Here is a 14,603-nt window from a genome sequence, read left to right as displayed (position 1 = left end):
AAAGAAGTTAATATGAATAGATTATTACTACTTATTTCTTTACTGGTAGTGCCGCTTTGCTCTTTTGCGCAACAAAAATCGCAGTACTCCCAATATATGATTAATAATTACCTGCTCAACCCGGCCATAACGGGCCTCGAAGATTACGCCGATGTTAAAATTGGCTACCGCAACCAGTGGTCGGGGGTAAATGGCGCCCCGGTAACCTTTTATTTAAGCGGCCACACGCGCCTGGATGGTAAAGGAGAACATAGAAAGGGAAAAACCAATGGCCAGAATAAACCAGTTGCCTTTGCGCCGGAAGCACCACTAAACGGCGTCACCCGCCGGGTTAAACCCCACCATGGTATTGGCGGTATCTTGCTGCGCGACCGGATTGGTCCTTTCTCTCGCACCGAAGCAACCATTTCCTATGCCTATCATTTGCCTTTAACCAGCAATATCCGGCTGGCTACCGGGACTTCGGCCGGGGTTATCAGCCAAACCTTAAGACCCGATGAAGTAACTTTTGCAAATCCCAATGATATGGCCGCTACTGGGTCAAATAAATGGAGCCCGAATTTATCGACCGGCTTATGGCTTTACGCGGATAATTTTTATTTGGGAGCATCGGCTAACCAGCTTTTTGCCAATGTGGCGGCTACAGATAAACAGGCGGGAGACAATCAACTGCGCAGCCATTACTTTTTAACTTCGGCTTATAAATTTGCGCCTACCTCAAGCCTGGCATTTATTCCGTCGGTGTTGGTAAAATGGGTGCAACCAGTACCTGTTTCGGTTGACTATAACTTACGGGTGCTTTATGAAGATAATTACTGGGCCGGATTTTCTTACCGCCAGCAAGACAGCTTTATTTTACTTGCTGGCCTAACGCTGAACCACCAGTTCGACTTGGGTTATGCCTACGATTTAGGGGTAAGCTCCCTGAGCAGCAAAAGCGCCGGCAGTCATGAAATAGTACTGGGTATGCGTTTGCATAAGAAGCATTAGATCAGGCTAATTATAGTAAATCCATTACTTTACCTAAATAAATAGTGGCGATTCGTATGCTGTAAATTAGCCCAGAAACATTTTAATGTATTCATGAAATTACTTTAAAGTTGTCCGGCTAATAAATGCTTTAATTTAATTGGTATATTGGGTATAAATAAATAAAACACTTTTACTTAGTTTCAGTACGTATACTATAGTAGCTATATATTACAGAATAGCCGCTTTTCTATATACCGGAGCCGGTGTGCCCGAACTGTCGTTGCCTGAAGTTATGCCAACCGAAACTTTAATTATTATGCTGGTAGGATTACTGGTAAGTACCTTTGGTACGGTAGTCGGTTTCGGGGGGGGCGTATTTATGGTTCCCATTCTAATTTTATTTTTTCACTTCCCTATCGAACTCGCCATTGGTAGTACCATGTCGGCTATGTTTCCGGCCTCGCTGATTGCTACTTTTTTTAACTACCGCGAAAAGAATATTGATTACCTGGTAGCTTCACTGGTTCAGTTCCCGGCTATGGCGGGTACTGTGGCCGGTGCTTTTCTGGTAGTTTTTCTGCCGGTAGTAGAGTTGCAGTTTATATTTGCCTTTTTTGTTATTATTATCAGCTTTTTAATTTTAGGCGCACCTAAAGATAAACCGGTGGTAAACCGCAAAAGTGGCGTTATGTACCGCGTTACACATTTACCCACTTCTTTTATCCGCAAAAACCACCACAAACACCTGGCTTACCGCATCAACGGCGGTGTTGTAGCTTTATTTGGCCTGGTAACCGGCACAGTAGCGGGTTTGTTTGGCATAGGCGGCGGTTTTCTACAAACGCCGGCCATGATTAAGGTTTTTAATATGCCAGCCCGCATCGCCACTTCCACATCATTGTTTATTTTAACGGTTACCAGTTTTACCGGGCTTTGTACCCATTTCTGGCTGGGGCATGTAGACTGGCTTAAGAGTGTGCCGCTGATGACCGCCTTTGCAATAGGGGCTGCTTTGGGCCAATATTTTAAAAGAGATGATGTGAACCTGCCGGCTATTGATTTGCTGATTGGTATTGGCCTGTTTCTGGCCGGCATGGCTCTGATTATAAATATAATTATTAAAGCCGGCGTACTGTTTAACTTTACTTTTTGATAAAATTAACTAGTTGAATAGGCCAGTATTTCTAAAATAAAGACAACTGAATACCTCTGTTACAGCACATCTTCGCTTCTAAGCCTTCATTGGTGCTGTAGTTCTGTCAAGAATCTGCTGCCTGAATTGCTTAAACATAAAATGAACCAAGCCTACAATTTACCTGCATCGCATTCTTTGCAGAAGAGCCCTCCTAAACAATTGCCAGTATTTATTTAAATCATATCTAATCTAGCTTAGCTTATTCTTCTTGAAGTAAAAAAATATTTTAATTATTACAGTAGCTGGTGTAAGTAAAAGCACTACCTAAAAAGTACCAGTAAACGCATAAGCCGGTGAAACAATTGCCAAATATTTTAAGGTATAAATATCTATTCGGCGCCAGCATAATGCATCGACAGCAAGGCTTCTACTTTTTCGATGGTGAGGGGCTTTATTATATAATAGGCATTAAAATCGCTAGCCCGGCTGGTATCCTGTGGATGATTAGAGGTAGACAAAATAGCCACCAGAATATCGCTCCGGAACTGCTCGTCCAATTGGTTGTATAACTCCAGAAATTCAAAACCATCTACCACGGGCATATTTATATCCAATAAAATAAGTTCGGGTTTGGTTTCGATACTACTTCTGCCGGCCCGGTTTAACTTCTCCAGGAACTCAAAGGCGCTTTTACCATTACTTAAAACCTTTATTTCGTCGGTTACAGCCATCCGCTTTAGCAATCGTTCGTTCAGAAAGTTGCTGGTATCATTATCATCTACTAGTAAAATACTCCTTAATTTTTTCATAGTTGTCGTATAAGCCAAATCTATTGTTTTGGAAAAAAAACTTTAAAAACTGTTCCCTCTCCCACTTTGCTTTCCACTTCTACCCGGCCCTGGTTGTTTTCCAAAATGCGCTTCACGATGAACAAACCTACTCCGCTACCCGCCGTATGTTCGTGCAGGCGCTTAAACAAGGAGAATATCTTTTTCTCGTGCTTTATTAAATCTATGCCAATGCCATTATCGGCCACGGTCAGCATTATGTAGTTACCGTGTTCCTGTGTAGTAAGTTGCACCCGAGGCCCTCTATCTTTTGCCCGGTACTTAATGGCATTGCTTACCAGGTTATAAATTACGCTGTAAAGATTTTTATGGGTAAACTTAACTTTATCAGCAGCAGTAAAATCGGCGGCTATTTCTGCCCCGGAAGCAGCAATTTCTCCGGCCAGATTAATTTTTACTTCCTCTAGAACATCATTAAAAGAAAGCACTTTAAAATCAGATTTTTCTGTTCCTTTCTGCAAGGCACTTACTTCGGTTAAATCCAATACCGTATGATGCATACGCGTAATAGAATTTTCCAGCCGGTTTATGATTTCACTTACCTGCGGGTTCTGATTGGGTAGTTCTTCGCGCAGGGCCATTATTAAACCTTCGGCATTTACCAGCGGCGATTTCAGGTCGTGGGATGCACAATAAACAAAATTATCGAGGTCGCCATTAATCCGGATGAGCTCGGCATTTTTTACCAGATTGGCTTTCTCCACTTTTTTACGGTGCTCAATTTCTTTTTCCAGCTCGCGGTTGGCCCGGATGAGCTGGGCAGTTCGTTGCTGTACGCGTTGTTCCAACTCGTCGTTTATTTTGCGCAAAGCACCCTGCGCGGCTTCTTTCTTACCAATTTCGTCCAGTAATTGCTGATTTGCATTTTCCAGCCGCGAATTACTGGCTAAGGTTAGGATTTGGGGTAATGCCCGGAACATAGCGATAGCGGTAGCTGCCGAAACCAAGCCGGTTACCACGGTTACGACCGAGGCCAGGCGGTAAGTCGGAAACCAGATTGTCCAGATATCCACAAAATGCGTGGCGCCGCAAGCCATAATAAATGTACCGAATAGCAGGAACATGTTACGGTGGGCCAGATCTTCGCGCTTTCTAACAATGTAAAAAAGCATAAACGGCAAGGTAAAATAAGCCAGGCCGGTAAGCCCATCGCCCAGAACCGTTAAAAACAATATATCCGATTGCCAGAGATAGCAATGCCCATGCGGCATGAAATCGGCAGATTCAAATAATCTTCTAAAAAATTCTATCATGTTCAAGCTTTATACTCCAACTTTGATAATTCACTCAATGAAACAGGAAAGCAAATTTGCTAAAGAAATGGGCGGCCTGATATAATAACCAGGTCGCCCATTTTTAAAAAGAATATATTTAATTAATCAAGATAGCCTTCGGCCCGCATCCAATCGTCGTTGTAAATTTTACCCAGATACCGGGTACCATGGTCGGGCAGCAGCACCACCAAAACATCGTCTTGGGTTAAGTGTTCGCGGGCATATTCTAAAGCGCCATGAACAGCCGTTCCGCAAGACCATCCTACAAACAATCCTTCTTCTTTCGCCAATCGCCGGGTCATCAAAGCGCCATCCTTATCAGTAACCTTAATAAATAAGTCAATCAGGTTAAAATCCACGTTTTTGGGCAGAATATCTTCACCAATTCCTTCGGTTTTATAAGGGTAAATTTCATTTTTATCGAAAATACCAGTCTCCTTGTATTTCTTAAATACCGAGCCGTACGTATCCAGGCCAATGGCTTTAATAGCCGGGTTTTGCTCTTTCAGGTATTTAGATATGCCACAGATGGTGCCGCCCGTACCTACGCCACTGGCAAAGTGCGTTACCTTGCCTTCAGTTTGCTGCCAGATTTCCGGACCGGTGGTGGCATAATGCGCCGCCGTATTCGAGAGGTTATCGTATTGGTTGGGGTAAAAAGAATTGGGTATTTCCTGGTTTAAGCGTTTGGCTACCGAATAATAGGATTGCGGATCTTCCGGCGCCACATTCGTCGGACAAACAATTACGTCGGCACCAACTGCTTTTAAAATATTTATTTTTTCGGGGCTTTGCTTATCGGTAAGCGTAAAAATGCATTTATAGCCTTTGGCCGATGCGGCTAAAGCCAGCCCCATGCCGGTATTGCCCGAGGTACCTTCTATAATGGTGCCGCCAGGTTTTAAAAGGCCCGCCTGTTCGGCATCTTCAATCATTTTAATGGCCATCCGGTCTTTAACTGAGTTTCCCGGATTAAAATATTCTACTTTGGCCAAAATGGTAGCCGCTAGCCCATCTGTTACTTTATTTAGCTTAACCAGGGGCGTATTACCGATAGCTTCTGTAATATGGTTTAGATACATTATGCTGCGTTGATTTCCTTAACTGTTACTCATTTTTAGCATGGTGCCATAACCAGTACCAGGCCAGATATTCTAAATAAATACAAAAGTAGCTCTTTTAACCTAATATGTCTTATTTAAATCCGTTTGCTTTCACCTAAAATAAATTGGATTGAGTGCCGAGCATCGTTCAGGTACTTAAACTTTATTTTTGGAAGGGAGGCAAAATAATCTATTTTTGCAACACTTACTTTAATTGAGCGTCAGACATCTTAAAAAAAGAAAACATGAGTGTTTTAGTAAATAAAGATTCAAAAGTAATTGTACAGGGCTTTACCGGCTCGGAGGGCACGTTTCATGCCCAGCAAATGATAGAATACGGCACTAACGTAGTGGGAGGTGTTACACCGGGTAAGGGCGGTTCTTCGCACCTGGAACGGCCAGTTTTTAACACCGTAGCCGAAGCCGTACAGAAAACCGGAGCCAATGTATCTATTATTTTTGTGCCGCCCGCTTTTGCGGCCGATGCCATTATGGAAGCGGCTGATGCCGGTATTAAGGTAATTGTAGCCATTACCGAGGGTATCCCGACAAAAGATATGATTTTCGCCAAAGAGTATATCAAAAACTTTGATGTTACCCTGATTGGCCCGAACTGCCCGGGTGTTATTACGCCTGGCGAAGCTAAAGTAGGTATCATGCCCGGCTTTGTATTTGAGCCCGGCCGCATTGGCATTGTTTCCAAATCCGGTACGTTAACTTACGAAGCAGCCGACCAGATTGTAAAAGCTGGTTTAGGAATTTCTACTGCTATTGGTATTGGCGGCGACCCCATCATTGGTACTCCTACTAAAGATGCTGTAGAATTGCTCATGAACGACCCGGAAACCGACGCGATTGTTATGATTGGTGAAATTGGTGGTAACTACGAAGCCGTAGCTTCGGAATACATTAAATCTACCGGTAACAAAAAACCAGTAGTTGGCTTTATTGCCGGCCAAACGGCTCCAAAGGGCCGCCGCATGGGTCACGCCGGGGCAATTATTGGTGGCGCCGATGACACGGCTGCTGCTAAAATGAAGATTATGCGTGAAAGTGGTATTTACGTGGTAGAATCCCCGGCTAATATTGGCGAAACCATGCTGAAAGCGTTAAAGGGTGAGCCTATTTCGGCTTAAATAAATATTAAACAAAACAATAAAAAGGTGCAGTTGAAAAGCTGCACCTTTTTTTATAACCTTTACCTAATGTTGGCGGTTTAACTCTTATAAACCATTTAAGTAAAGTTTAGGATTTTGATTTCTGAACCCTGTTTATAAAAGAACCTTAATAGCTATGGAAAATCTGACTGACCTGGGACTGGAAAAAGAAACCAACCTGGAGCTAGCTGAAAAATTAAATGAATTACTCGCTAACTATCATATTTATTACCAGAACCTGCGTGCTTTTCACTGGAATATTAAAGGCGTAAATTTTTTTCAATTACACGTTAAATTCGAGGAGTTGTATACCCAAGCCCTGGTAAAAATAGATGAAATTGCCGAACGCATTCTCACCTTAGGCCATACCCCCTTGCATACCTTCTCCGATTATGTACGGGTATCAACAATTAAAGAATGCCAGAATTTAACCGGCGACCGCGAAACCGTTGGCGCTACCATTGATAATATTAAAACCATTATTCAAATGGAGCGGGATATTCTAAAACTAGCCGGTGAAAGCAATGACGAGGGTACCCTGGGCATGATTAGTGAAGATTTAAACGAAAACGAGAAAAACCACTGGATGCTACGGGCCTTTCTGAAAAGCTAACCCGGTAGTATTTATTAATTATTAAAAAGAAAGGCGGCTATTATAGCCGCCTTTCTTTTTAATAATTAATAAATTTTTGGGCAAAAAAAAGGCTTGATAAGTCAAGCCCCTTTCCCCTAATAAAAAAACACCATTTATTATCTTTAATCAGGTTTTATTTCCTGATACTATATCAATTTCTTTATCCTTACCGGAACAATAGCTTATACGGCAATACTACGCCAAAAGGTTTTAAATTTTAGTTAAATTTTTTAATTATTTTTTAACTGCCTGATGCTTAAGCAAAAAAATTAATTTAAATAATAAGTATTCTAAAAAAATGAGCAAAGTATAACAGACTTACCACTAATTAATGTGGAATTATTGCGGTATTATCGGCTAGGTTTACGCGTGTTCGAACCCCGGTGAGCAACATCACGTCCTCCCACGTTGATAACAAAACCTAAACTGAATACCGAATAAGCTGCGGTAAGCGTTTTGCGGTTACGGAGACCAAAATTACTGCCGGTGGTGTACTGCAACTGAACGGCCGGGTTTATAGTAACGCGGGTATAAAAAATGGGTTCCAGAAAAATATTATCTTCCAGGGGCTTTGCCAGATTGTTCAGGGTATGCTCAGTCATGCTCAGATAGCTGGCCCGCAAAGCCGTACCGTAGTTTAAATGAAAATCGCGGTTAAATAAATGCCAGGCCTTCTTTCTTTTAGAACTGTAATTTACCTGCAGAAAATATTTATTAAAACTTCCTTCGAGCCGGTCGTAATCCATTACACCTTCAGCCGATTTATTTTTTTCCAGTCGGTCGCTACTGCCTTTCCCAAAGCCGGTATACACCTCAAATACCCGGTTTTGCTCCGGTCCGAAAGAAGTAAAATAGCCTGCACCGCCTTCGAGTAAATTATGCCGAAAGTCTTGCTTTTTGCGTTCGCTGCTCAACATAGAGCCGTTCAGTACGACGGCAAAATGATCGGTAACAGCATAGGCGGTATTAAAAGTAATATTACCTTTTAAGGTAGTATGTGCGCCGGCACTTAGCTCGCCTTTTTGCGTAAACATAGGTACGTTAGGCACATTGGGCATATAAACCGAAGTACACCCGGACGCCAAAACCACCAAGCCACCGGCCAGGCCCAAAGCAGAAATAAGTTTTTTCATGATAGTAAACCAGAGAAGCAGCAAAAAACAGAGTGCGTTCGGTTGCCTGAATAGCCCGCTGACTTTACCTCCCACCTCCCCTGCCGACAAACTGCCAGACTTAATTTGAGCGGGTAAATTGGGATAATTTACTTTTAAAAACAAACAAGTACGGGGCAAAAATTTAGCAGTGCCTTGGGCAATACAGGGCTTTTATCTTGGTATAAATCTCTATAAATTTAGCTTGGTTAAACAACTTTTAATCCAAACCTCAATAAAAAAGCCCCACCAGTTAAACCAGCGGGGCTTTTTAGTATATTTAAATAAATTACTTGGCGTAAGCCACAGAACGCATTTCCCGGATAACAGTAATTTTAATTTGGCCAGGGTATTGCATTTCTTTTTCAATTTTTTGCGAAATATCGTAAGAAAGCTGCTGCGCGCGTTCGTCGGTTACGTTGTCGGCATCTACCATTACGCGCAACTCCCGACCCGCCTGTATAGCATAGCACTGATTTACGCCTTCAAAACCAATAGCGGTTTCTTCCAGCTCTTTTAAACGCTTAATATAAGATTCCATTATTTCGCGGCGGGCACCCGGGCGTGAACCCGATATAGCATCGCAGGCCTGTACCAGCGGCGAAATCATGGCAGTCATTTCAATCTCGTCGTGGTGGGCACCTATGGCGTTGCAAACATCCGGATGCTCTTTGTATTTTTTGGCTAACTCCATACCCAAAATAGCGTGTGGCAACTCTGGTTCCTCAGGCGTTACTTTGCCAATATCGTGCAGCAGACCGGCCCGCTTGGCGTGTTTTACGTTCAACCCCAGTTCGGCGGCCATGGTGGCGCACAAGTTGGCTACTTCGCGGGAGTGCTGCAATAAATTCTGTCCGTATGAGGATCGGAAACGCATCCGGCCTACCATTTTAATCAGTTCGGGATGTAAGCCGTGGATACCTAAATCTATAATCGTACGCTCGCCAATCTCTACAATTTCGTCTTCAATATTCTTTTTGGTTTTAGCCACTACTTCCTCAATCCGGGCCGGGTGAATGCGGCCATCCGATACCAGGCGGTGCAATGATAAACGGGCAATTTCGCGGCGCACCGGATCAAATCCCGAAATAATAATAGCCTCCGGGGTATCGTCCACAATAATTTCTACACCGGTAGCTGCCTCCAACGCCCGTATATTCCGGCCTTCGCGCCCGATTATTTTTCCTTTGATGTCGTCGCTGTCGATGTTAAAAACCGAAACACAGTTTTCGATGGCATGTTCGGCGGCCGTACGCTGAATGGTTTCTAGCACTACTTTTTTGGCATCTTTCGTTGCCGTTAGCTTGGCTTGGGCTACCACATCTTTAATGTAAGACGAGGCCTGAATCTGAGCTTCGTTTTTCAGAGAGTCGATTAGTTGCTCACGGGCTTCGGCCGCACTCAGGTTAGCTATTTTTTCGAGCTGTTCAATAACCGAAAGTCGGGCTTTTTCTACTTCTTCTTTCCGCTTTTTAATGCCGTCGAGTTGGGCGTTCAGTTGCTCTTTCTGGGTGTTTAATTCGGCCTCTTTGCGTTTCAACTGCTCGGCCTGGGTAGCAATCTGCTGTTCACGCTGCTTTACTTTGTTTTCATTCTGAATAATGATGTTCTTCTTTTTATTAGCATCTTCTTCAAATTCGGCTTTCAGGCGCAGGTATTTTTCCTTCGCTTCCAGAATACGATCTTTCTTCAGACTTTCGGCGTTTAGTTCCGCCTCACGGATAATCAGTTTGGCTTTTTCGTGGGCTTCTCCTTCTTCTTTTTTAAAGACCTGCCGCAACAACGATTTTCCAATAAATATACCTACCCCCAGTGAAACCAGGGCCGTACCAATAATATAAATAGTAGTGGTCATGACTATAATTTTTTATGATTTAAATTATAGCAGCCAAGGCAGCGACCTTTATAAAGCCAGAAATAGCGTAAGAAACAGTACTACCAAAAGGTAGCAACTAATCTACTTTAAGAGATGAAAGAAGTTGGTCCAGGCGCGATAATTTTTCCGAAAGAATACTTTTTTTCGATTCATCGTTTCTAACGGTGTGTAAACTATCGGCGGCTACCTCCAGGGCAACCATAGCCAATAAATCCTGCTTGTCGTCAATGCCAAACTGCTCCCTAAAAAGCTTCAGGCGCTCGTTTAACATCCGACCGGCAATGCGCAGCCGTTCCTCTTCTTCTTCCGTTACACGCATGGGATAATCACGGTCAGCTATGCGTATTTTTATAGATAACTCACTCATCCTGTTGTGTAATTCGGTTTAAAATTATGGTAATTCGTCCTAATTATATTTAAGTAAAACAGTGATAAGAATATTTTAAATTGCTCTTTAATTAGGTTTATTTAAACTTCTTTTACCAAATAACTCTTTACTAATCTCTTAAATAAGCAATACACTTATCTATTTCTCTAATATATTCGTTTATTTTCAGCTTTATTTCAGTAGCGCTGGTAGCATCGGCTGCTATCGTATTTACAATTTTAGTTATATTCTCTCGATTTTGAAAATTTTTTATTTCTTCTTCTTTCTGCTGAACGGTTAATTCTAGGTGCCGTATTTCCCGCTGGGCTTTCTCTAAAGCTTCCTGGGCCTGGTTATACCTGGTAATCAGCTTAGTTAGCTTTTGCTCAATCCGGTTAAGCTGTTCCAGTTCTTCTTTTGCTCCCATAACTTACTTCCGGATAACGGCCCCTAATTGTTTTTCAAATTGCTGCATCAGGCGGTTCATGGTGCCATCTATAACTTTATCGGTTAAAGTCTGACTCTTATCTAATAAAGTAAAGCTAATAGCGTACGCTTTTTTACCGGCTTCAATTTTGTCGCCTTCGTACACATCAAACACATTTATGTCCTGCAGAAGTTTCCTTTCGGTTCGCTGGGCGATGCTCTTAATTTGGTCGAAGGTGATATTCCGGTCGATAACGAGCGAGAGGTCACGGCGTACTTCCGGGAACTTGGCTAATTCCTGGAATACCAGTTGATTTTTGTAATTCCGCACCAAGTAATCCCAGTTCAGTTCGGCGTACCAAATCGGCTCTTTAATATCCAGTTTTTTACAAACCCGCTCCTCAAGCAAGCCTAACTCTGCCACCACGATGTCGTTTTTCTGGTAAGCCACGCCGGCGGTTAAATAAGGGTGCTGTAAAGGCTGCAACGTGTAATCAGTACGAGCCAGTTTAACTAATACATTCTGTACTACTCCGGCCAAGTAGTGAAAGGTAGCTTTATCTGATTTCTGAAGCCAGGATTCGGCAGCAGTATTGCCGGTTAAAAACAAAGCCAGCATTTGCTGTTCTTTGTATTTGTCGCCGGCTTTCTGGTACACTTTGCCCAGTTCATAAGCCTTCAAATCTTTTTGTTTCCGGTTAATATTCCGGCGTAATACTTCCAGTCCCGAGAACACCAGCGTTTTACGCAGCACATCCAGGTCTTCGCTGTTGTAATTAACAATGCGCACCAGTTGCCCATCCGGGTTTTCAGCCGTTTCGTAGTAACCAGAATCGGTGAGGGAATTGGTAATAATTTCGCTAAAGCCGCTGCCCGATAATAAATTAAATACCACCTGTTTCAATTCTTCCGGGTTGGGGTGCGGGAACTTTGCCAGGTAACTCGCCGAAATATTATCGTGCAATACAATATTATTGTAGCCGTAAATCCGCAATATTTCTTCTACAATATCAGCCTCGCGGGTAACATCTACCTTGTGCGGCGGCACCGATAGTGTCAGGTGCGTTTCGGTTTCTTCGGAGATTAAAATATTTAAGTCAGTCAGGATGGCTTTAATGCGCTCAACCCCAATAAACTGGCCAATTAGCCGGTGTACCCGATCCAAACTAATCCGGATTTGGAAAGGCTCTATAGGTTTAGGATAGATATCATTTATTTCGGAGGAAATTTCGCCGCCAGCTACCTCCTGCACCAGCAAAGCCGCCCGTTTTAAGGCGTAAAGCACCATATTCGGATCGGTGCCCCGCTCGAAGCGGAACGAAGAATCGGTTTTAAGACCATGCACCTGCGAAGACCGGCGGATGCTTGCCGGCGCAAAGTAGGCGCTCTCCAGGAAAATAGAGGTAGTTTCGGCCGTTACTCCCGAATTTTTACCGCCGAATACGCCGGCTATCACCATGGGTTCGGCGGCATTGCAAATCATTAAATCCGAAGCCTGCAATTTACGATCTACCCCATCCAACGTTACAAACGAAGTACCTTCCTCGGCTCGCTTTACAATTATTATATTTCCGGCAATTTTATCTGCATCAAAGGCGTGCAGGGGCTGGCCCAACTCATGCAGCACATAATTGGTAATATCCACCACGTTATTTATCGGCGACAAACCAATAGACTTTAACCTATTCCGAAGCCATGCCGGTGAATCGCCTACTCTTACGCCTGTTATGGTTAAACCAGCATAACGGGGACAAGCTTCCGGGTCAGCAATCTCGATATTAATTGGCCGGGAAGTATTATTTATTTTGAACCTGGAAATATCGGGTAACTGGCAGCGGGTATGATAGAGCGCTTGTAATTCGCGCGCAACGCCAAAATGGGAAGCGGCATCGGCCCGGTTAGGTGTCAGACCAATTTCAAATACCGTATCAGAAGCTAAACCAAAATATTCAGCGGCTGGGGTACCGTTAGGTAAATCCGTATCCAGCACCATAATACCGGCGTGGGAAGCTCCTAAACCAATTTCGTCCTCGGCACAAATCATGCCTTCCGAAACAGCTCCGCGAATCTTAGATTTTTTTATCTGGAAAGATTCACCAGCAAAAGGAAACAAAGTAGCGTTCTCGGTAGCTACTATTACCTTCTGTCCGGCTGCTACGTTGGCCGCCCCGCATACAATATTTTTGGGTTGCGCCTCGCCAATATCTACGGTGGTTACCTTTAGTTTATCGGCGTCCGGATGCTTTTCACAAGTTAAAACTTCTCCAATTACAATGCCTTGCAAGCCACCTTTCACCTGCTCAAAGGTATGCACGCCTTCTACTTCCAGGCCGGAATCCGTGAGGCGGGCAGCTACTTCGGTAGCCGGCTTATCTAATGGTATTAATCTTTTTAACCAGTCGTAAGAAATCAGCATAAATCTAATAATTCGGTAAAGGGGCAATTAACACTACCCCGGTAAAGAACAGGAAAGGATAAATTCAACGCTTTAACCTGCCTAGTTTATTCTTTAATTTAAATAAATCAGCGGCAAAGTTATTAATTAAAGTAATTAGAAAGTAATAGCCTTTATCTTTTTGTATACGACTTTTCACCGGCCCTAACTGAAACGGGCAGCCGATTGGAAGGAGGCGGTACCGGGCAGGAATAGTTATAATTATATACACAAAATGGATTGTAGGCCTTATTAAAATCTAAAGTAATTTGGTTAGTACCGGGTTCTGGCTTCGGTATATCCATAAAACGACCACCTTCGTAGGTTTCCAGACCATTTGTTTTATCAGAAAAAGGTACAAATAAAGAACTATCGGTGGTGTTCACCCGGAGGTACAAGATAAGTGAATTTTGCTGCCCCTCAAGGTTAAAGGTAGCTTTGGCAAAACGCAGGTAAGGCTCTGTACCGCCGGTGTTCATGGGCATTTGCACAGTTTCGGGTTGACTGAACTCTTTATAGTCAGCGTTTACACGATAGATAATACCGGGCACGTAGTAGCTTAAACTATCAAAGGTGGCACGGTCGGCCTCTTCCAGTGGTGAGTTAGAGCTGCGGAAAGACTGATTTTTATCTTGGCGTTCTTTTTTGATACCGGCTACATAAGCAGAATCGCTAAAAACCGATTCTTTTAAGAAATAAAAGATTATTAATAACAAGCCGGCAATAAAAACTAAACGGACAGGTCTGGCCATAGAATTCTGGTTGGTTAATGCTAGTAGAACGGACGGTACCGCAAAATATGTAAAATTTGCACACCAGCACATAACCAATTTTTAAATATTGCCTATTTAAAACTATCCATCGATTAAACAACCGGAGTGGTGTAAGTTCAAGCTTAAAAATTGATAATTTTGTTGCACAACTTAATGATACTTCTTTACATAGAATCCTGAGAATCCTAAAAGGCATTTGAGATAAATACCTTCCCCAGACCGAAGGAAGAGACACCCACCTCTGAAGATACCCAACAACGGTAGCGAATAGTCTAAGCATTACTCTGTAAATTAAAGGTAAGACAGTACTGTTGCTAACTGAATAAAATTATTTAGCCCGGCAGGAATGATAATATTATAGTATTTGAACGACAATACGTTTAAAAACGAGAAAGCCCCCTGTTTATATAACTATAAACCAGGGGGCTTAGAATATTCTTTATAAAAAAGAAT

The 14,603-nt window shown here is 42.9% G+C and carries 12 protein-coding genes and 1 pseudogene; 4 read left to right on the top strand and 9 right to left on the bottom strand.

Annotated elements, in window-relative coordinates:
- The first annotated feature begins 12 nt into the window (after positions 1 to 12).
- Both AAE02nite_RS21980 and AAE02nite_RS21975 read left to right on the top strand, forming a co-directional pair.
- A complete protein-coding gene (locus AAE02nite_RS21980) occupies positions 13 to 990 on the top strand; it encodes a PorP/SprF family type IX secretion system membrane protein (RefSeq protein ID WP_146903290.1) in 978 nt (325 codons plus the stop codon).
- A 274-nt stretch (positions 991 to 1,264) separates the two neighbouring features.
- Positions 1,265 to 2,125 carry a sulfite exporter TauE/SafE family protein gene (locus AAE02nite_RS21975; protein ID WP_146903286.1) on the top strand — a complete coding sequence of 287 codons (861 nt, stop codon included), beginning with the start codon at positions 1,265 to 1,267 and terminating at the stop codon, positions 2,123 to 2,125.
- A gap of 371 nt (positions 2,126 to 2,496) precedes the next feature.
- Here AAE02nite_RS21975 and AAE02nite_RS21970 read toward each other — a convergent pair whose 3' ends face one another.
- From AAE02nite_RS21970 to AAE02nite_RS21960, 3 genes and pseudogenes are all read right to left on the bottom strand, one after another.
- Positions 2,497 to 2,916: a response regulator gene (locus AAE02nite_RS21970; protein WP_146903283.1), complete on the bottom strand. Its 420-nt coding sequence runs from the start codon at positions 2,914 to 2,916 to the stop codon at positions 2,497 to 2,499.
- Between the two features lie 20 nt (positions 2,917 to 2,936).
- Complete coding sequence (locus AAE02nite_RS21965; protein WP_146903280.1) at positions 2,937 to 4,208, bottom strand: sensor histidine kinase; 1,272 nt, start codon at positions 4,206 to 4,208, stop codon at positions 2,937 to 2,939.
- Positions 4,209 to 4,333: 125 nt separating this feature from the next.
- A pseudogene (locus AAE02nite_RS21960) lies at positions 4,334 to 5,311 on the bottom strand (PLP-dependent cysteine synthase family protein); the annotation flags it as partial.
- Positions 5,312 to 5,577: 266 nt separating this feature from the next.
- Between AAE02nite_RS21960 and sucD the strand changes: the two are divergent.
- Together sucD and AAE02nite_RS21950 are read left to right on the top strand one after the other, a co-directional pair.
- Positions 5,578 to 6,468, top strand: a complete 891-nt coding sequence (sucD, locus tag AAE02nite_RS21955; protein ID WP_146903272.1) for a succinate--CoA ligase subunit alpha — start codon at positions 5,578 to 5,580, stop codon at positions 6,466 to 6,468.
- A gap of 157 nt (positions 6,469 to 6,625) precedes the next feature.
- On the top strand, positions 6,626 to 7,102 hold the full coding sequence (locus AAE02nite_RS21950; RefSeq protein WP_146903269.1) for a Dps family protein: 477 nt from the start codon (positions 6,626 to 6,628) through the stop codon (positions 7,100 to 7,102).
- 371 nt (positions 7,103 to 7,473) lie between these two features.
- Here the strand turns inward: AAE02nite_RS21950 and AAE02nite_RS21945 are convergent, their stop codons facing one another.
- From AAE02nite_RS21945 to AAE02nite_RS21920, 6 genes are all read right to left on the bottom strand, one after another.
- Positions 7,474 to 8,256, bottom strand: a complete 783-nt coding sequence (locus AAE02nite_RS21945) for a hypothetical protein (RefSeq protein ID WP_146903265.1) — start codon at positions 8,254 to 8,256, stop codon at positions 7,474 to 7,476.
- Between the two features lie 307 nt (positions 8,257 to 8,563).
- Positions 8,564 to 10,129, bottom strand: coding sequence for a ribonuclease Y (gene rny / locus AAE02nite_RS21940; RefSeq protein ID WP_146903262.1), 1,566 nt, complete (start codon positions 10,127 to 10,129; stop codon positions 8,564 to 8,566).
- Between the two features lie 97 nt (positions 10,130 to 10,226).
- Positions 10,227 to 10,517 (bottom strand): cell division protein ZapA, encoded by a 291-nt coding sequence (locus AAE02nite_RS21935; RefSeq protein WP_146903259.1) that lies wholly within the window; start codon positions 10,515 to 10,517, stop codon positions 10,227 to 10,229.
- 130 nt (positions 10,518 to 10,647) lie between these two features.
- Positions 10,648 to 10,944, bottom strand: coding sequence for an LMBR1 domain-containing protein (locus AAE02nite_RS21930; RefSeq protein WP_146903256.1), 297 nt, complete (start codon positions 10,942 to 10,944; stop codon positions 10,648 to 10,650).
- Between the two features lie 3 nt (positions 10,945 to 10,947).
- A complete protein-coding gene (gene pheT, locus AAE02nite_RS21925) occupies positions 10,948 to 13,359 on the bottom strand; it encodes a phenylalanine--tRNA ligase subunit beta (RefSeq protein WP_146903253.1) in 2,412 nt (803 codons plus the stop codon).
- A 152-nt stretch (positions 13,360 to 13,511) separates the two neighbouring features.
- Positions 13,512 to 14,129, bottom strand: coding sequence for a DUF1684 domain-containing protein (locus AAE02nite_RS21920; protein WP_146903250.1), 618 nt, complete (start codon positions 14,127 to 14,129; stop codon positions 13,512 to 13,514).
- Between the last annotated feature and the right edge of the window lie 474 nt (positions 14,130 to 14,603).

This window comes from Adhaeribacter aerolatus (assembly GCF_007991635.1).
Taxonomy (GTDB): Bacteria; Bacteroidota; Bacteroidia; order Cytophagales; family Hymenobacteraceae; genus Adhaeribacter; species Adhaeribacter aerolatus.
This window is presented reverse-complemented; position numbering and strand designations above follow the sequence as displayed.